The following is a 4,213-nucleotide window of genomic DNA, read 5'->3' as shown; positions in this document are numbered from 1 at the left end:
AATGGCGCGAACCACAGCGCCGCCGCCGCCGCGAGCTTGAGGGCGCTCGGCACGAGGGCATAGAGAACGCCGAGCGCGAGCACGGAGCGCGCTGCAGCGCCCGGCTCGTAGCCGAGCAGCGCCAGGAGCGGCAGCGCGATGCCGGCGGCGAGGGCGAGATTCAGCTTCGTGACCAGGTTCCACAAGCCGAAATAGGCCCCCTGCGCACGGGCTTCGGCGCCGCGGGCGTCGTGGTCGATGACGTCGGCGAGCAGCGACGGTGGCAGGGCGAGATCGGCACCTAGCCCGAGGCCGGACAGCGCGCAGACGGCGGCAAACGCGGCCGCGTCGCCTGGCCCGAGCGCAAAGGCCCAGAAGAAGCCGACGACGGACAGGAGCATGCCGACGAGCCACGCGCGCTTCTTGCCGATGAGCGCAGCCAGGCGCACCCAAACCGGCATCCCGAGGGCGCCGCAGGCGAAATACAGGGCGAGGAATGCTCCGCCGAGGTCTGGCCGCTGCAGTACGTCGTCGATGTAGAACAGTACGAGCGTCGCGGGAATCGACGCGGCAATGCCGTTCAGGACGAAAACCAGGAGCAGCGCGCGGAAGCGGCCATTCGCAAGCGGTTCGATCATGCCGGCGAAGACTCCGCCAGGGGCGAGCACCGCGGTGGCGCGGGGCGGACGCGGCGCGTACCGGACGACGAGCCACACGCAAAGCGCCAGCAGCGGCACAAAAAAGAGACTGAACATCGGGAGTCCTGCACGCTCGCCAAACGCGCGGGCGAGGAGGTCCGGAGCGGCCGCCGCGAGCAGGACACCCACCAGCGAGAGACCTTCGCGAGCCGCGGTGATGCGGGTGCGCTCGACGTAGTCGCCGCTCATCTCCGCGCCGAGCGCTTGATAACTGATGCTGGCGATGCTGTAGCCGAGATAAACCACGATCAGCGTGGCCGTGAGCCATAGCGCGGGTGGTGCCGAGCCGCGCCACTCGGGATGGAACAGCGCCACCATGCCGAAGGCGAGCAGCGGCGCGGCGGCGCCGATGAAGAAGCGCCGCCCGCCGAAGCGTGTGAAGCCGCGGTCGCTCCAGTAGCCGAGCAGCGGGTCTTGCACGGCATCGACGATACGCACGGTGAGAAGAACGAATCCGATCACGGCGATTGGCATGCCGAGCACATCAGCGTAGAACTTCGGCACATGGACATAGATCGGCAGCGCCGCCATGGCGAGCGGCAATCCGAGACTGCCATAGGCCAGGAGCGCCGGGCGATCGAGCGATCGCCCCGTACCGCCGACGGCCAGGATCACCGCAGACCGAGCAGTGCCTTCCGCAGGGATGGCTCGCGCGTGCGCGGGTCGAGCCAGATCGCGAAGAACGTCTCGGCGAACTCGGCGTCGTCGATCGATCCCGTCATCCGCCCCTGATGGTAGAAGGTGGCGCCCCTGCCCGGTAGATGCACGCCGACGATACGATCACCCTTCCTCACGTCCGGAAAGACGCCGTTGAGCGCGGTCTCCCAGCGGGCGAGCTTGTCCTCGTCCCTCGCGCCGAGCCGCCGCATCTCCGCGAGGCTGCTCTCGACCAGGCGTTTGCCCGGAATGTCCCGCGCGTACTCGATGGAAAGCGCATACGTCTGCCGCGGGCTCCAGGGGTCGGCGCTCGACCACAACGCCGCATCGTAGAGATGCAAACCGAACCAGCGCATTTCGCCTCGCCCGAGCAGGCGCAGGTCGGGTGCTTCGCGGAGCAACTCCGCGGGTAGCTGTGTGTTGGCGAGGAGCGACCCGCAGAAGAGGAAGGAGAGGGCGGCGATCAGTGCCTTAGACACGTTCGATCTCCACGTGAAAAACGTCTGTAGACCGCGCGCGGAAGCCGGCCTCGCAGTACGCCAGATAGAAGTTCCAGAGGCGCACGAACCGCTCGTCGAATCCGAGCGTGTGCACTTCGGGGATCGCCTTGTTGAAGCGGACCCGCCAGCGGCGTAGCGTCTCGGCGTAGTCCGCGCCGAAGCCGAAGACATTGCCGACGCGCAGTCCCGCGCGCTCGATTTCCCGGCGCAGGACTTGGGGCGACGCCAGCATGCCGCCCGGAAACACGTACTGCTGGATGAAGTCGGTGCCGCGTCGGTAGCGGTCAAACAGTTCATCGTCGATGGTGATCGCCTGCACCAGCGCCTTGCCGCCCGGCTTGAGCCGGTTGCGGATGGTGCCGAAGTACGCCGGCCAGTAGCGCTCGCCTACTGCCTCGTACATCTCGAGCGACACGACGTGATCGTAGCTGCCAGCGGTATCGCGGTAGTCCAGGAGTTCGAAGCTCACCCGATCGGCGAGCCCGGCGTGCTCTGCGTGTGCCCGCGCCCAGCGCAACTGCTCAACCGAGAGCGTGATGCCGTGGACCCTGCACCCGCGCGAGGCAGCGGCATGCGCCGCAAACCCGCCCCAGCCGCAGCCGATCTCGAGAATGCGATCGCCCGGTCGCACGTCGAGACGCTCCAGCACACGCTCGTACTTCGCGGTCTGCGCCGCTACGAGCGCGCGCGATGGCTCGGTCTCGAAGAGGCCCGACGAATAGGCCATCGTTTCGTCCAGCCAAAGCCGATAGAAGTCGTTGCCCAGATCGTAGTGGGCGGCAATGTTGCGCCGGCTGCCCGTGCGTGTATTGGTGCGCAGGAAGTGCCGCAGGCGATACAGGATCTGCCCCCACCAACGGCCGTAGATGGCCTTCTCCACGGCGTCGCGGTTGAGGGCCGCGAGCGTGATGAGATTCACCAGATCGTCGGTCTCCCACAGGCGATCGATGTACCCTTCCGCAAAACCGAGGTCACCGCGGCGCACGATTTCGCGACACGCCTGCCAGTCCAAAACGTCGAAACAGGCCGCAGGACCCGGCAGATCGCCCTGGAACGCGAAGGCGACTCCTTCCGGCGTGGAGAATCGCAGGCTGCCGTAACGCAGCCGCGAGAACAGGGACAACAGCAACCGCGATGTGCGAGGCATCGGCACCGCGTTGCGGACGAGGTCGGCTTCGAATGGCTTCATCGCTCTGTCTTCGCAGGCAACAGGGTTGTGTCGAGATCGGCGCGCGTGAGCTCGTGGGCCGGCGGCAGCGGCTTGCTGAAAAACTCCACCCGCTTCAGCCATAGCCGCAGCGCCTGGTAGTGGATGCGCGCGATCACGCCGACGGTCATCAACGGACGCCGCACGAATGCTTTCGCCAGGGCGCCGGTCGTGAGCGGCTGTGCGCGCCCGGAAATGGTCGTGTAAAGCAGCTTGCCGCGCCCGTCCTCGTAGTCGATTCGAAAGAGGCTGTCGCCCGGGTCGGCACGGAAACGGAACCGATAGGTACCGCGCACCTCGAAGAACGGCGAAACGTGGAACACCTTGCGTGCCGACAGCTCGTCGTCGGCCGCTATCGGTCGACCGTCGCTGTGCGCCAGGAGGTAATGGTGATGCTCGCCGAAGGTGTTGTTGACCTCCGCCAGCACCGCGCGCAGCGCCCCCTGCCGGTCGTGACAGAGCCAGAAGCTCACGGGATTGAAGACATATCCCAGCACACGGGGGAAAGTCTGCAGCCATATTTCGCCGTCGGCGGCAGCGATGCCTTCATGCCATAACAAGCCACGGATCCAGTGCTGCAAATCCGAACCGTCGCGAGGACCGTAGTCGGCAGCGCGCACGCTGAACAGGTTGTGGCGGTCCACGGACAAGAGCGGCCCGGCCAGAGCGTTCATCCGATCCAGGCGGAAGCGGATGAAAAACACCCGATAGCTGAACCGGTGTCGTGTCGGCCGCACGCGATGGTGCATGACACGCCCGGAGAACAGCAACGCACTCATTGCTGCGAAGTTCTCATGCAGCGACTTCCTGCGCCTGCCAGGGCGCGTAGCATCCAAGGGCGTTGGCCACGGTGAGCCCCGATTTCAGGCCATCCTCGTGAAAGCCGTACCCCATCCAAGCGCCGCAGAACCAGGTGTGCCGTCGCCCCTGGATCGCGTGCAGCGCGCGTTGTGCTTCGATCGCCGGTCCATCAAAGGCGGGATGCGCGTACGCGAAGCACGCGATGGTCGATTCCTGTCGCGGCGGAGTCGTCGGGTTCAGTGTCACGATGACGGGTGTCCGGAACGGCAGCGGCTGCAGCTTGTTGATCAGATAACTCACGCTCACTGGTCTTCTTGCCGGACTGCCCTGTCCGGCGTGGTAGTTCCACGCCGCCCATGCTTCGCGCGCTC

General features: G+C 66.3%; 5 protein-coding genes. All 5 read right to left on the bottom strand.

Annotation, left to right across the window (positions count from 1 at the left end):
- On the bottom strand, positions 1–1,208 hold a 1,208-nt coding region (locus tag JNK68_02575; protein MBL8539236.1), incomplete at its 3' end, for an MFS transporter.
- Between the two features lie 80 nt (positions 1,209–1,288).
- A complete protein-coding gene (locus tag JNK68_02570) occupies positions 1,289–1,813 on the bottom strand; it encodes a chalcone isomerase family protein (GenBank protein MBL8539235.1) in 525 nt (174 codons plus the stop codon).
- Positions 1,806–3,023, bottom strand: coding sequence for a class I SAM-dependent methyltransferase (locus tag JNK68_02565; GenBank protein ID MBL8539234.1), 1,218 nt, complete (start codon positions 3,021–3,023; stop codon positions 1,806–1,808). The genes JNK68_02570 and JNK68_02565 overlap by 8 nt, the downstream gene beginning before the upstream one ends.
- Positions 3,020–3,820 carry a DUF1365 domain-containing protein gene (locus tag JNK68_02560; GenBank protein MBL8539233.1) on the bottom strand — a complete coding sequence of 267 codons (801 nt, stop codon included), beginning with the start codon at positions 3,818–3,820 and terminating at the stop codon, positions 3,020–3,022. Before JNK68_02560 ends, JNK68_02565 begins: the two co-directional genes overlap by 4 nt.
- A 13-nt stretch (positions 3,821–3,833) precedes the next feature.
- The gene (locus tag JNK68_02555) at positions 3,834–4,142 is read right to left on the bottom strand and encodes a hypothetical protein (GenBank protein MBL8539232.1); all 309 of its coding nucleotides are present in this window, start codon (positions 4,140–4,142) and stop codon (positions 3,834–3,836) included.
- Positions 4,143–4,213: the final 71 nt, after the last annotated feature.

Source organism: Betaproteobacteria bacterium (assembly GCA_016791345.1).
In the GTDB taxonomy this organism is placed as follows: domain Bacteria; phylum Pseudomonadota; class Gammaproteobacteria; order Burkholderiales; family JAEUMW01; genus JAEUMW01.
Note: the sequence above shows the minus strand (reverse complement) of the source record. Positions and strands in the feature narration are given on the sequence as shown.

Coding starts and splice junctions, on each gene's coding strand:
- JNK68_02560 (MBL8539233.1), bottom strand. CDS start 3,820: ATGAGTGCGTTGCTGTTCTCCGGGCGTGTCATGCACCATCGCGTGCGG.
- JNK68_02565 (MBL8539234.1), bottom strand. CDS start 3,023: ATGAAGCCATTCGAAGCCGACCTCGTCCGCAACGCGGTGCCGATGCCT.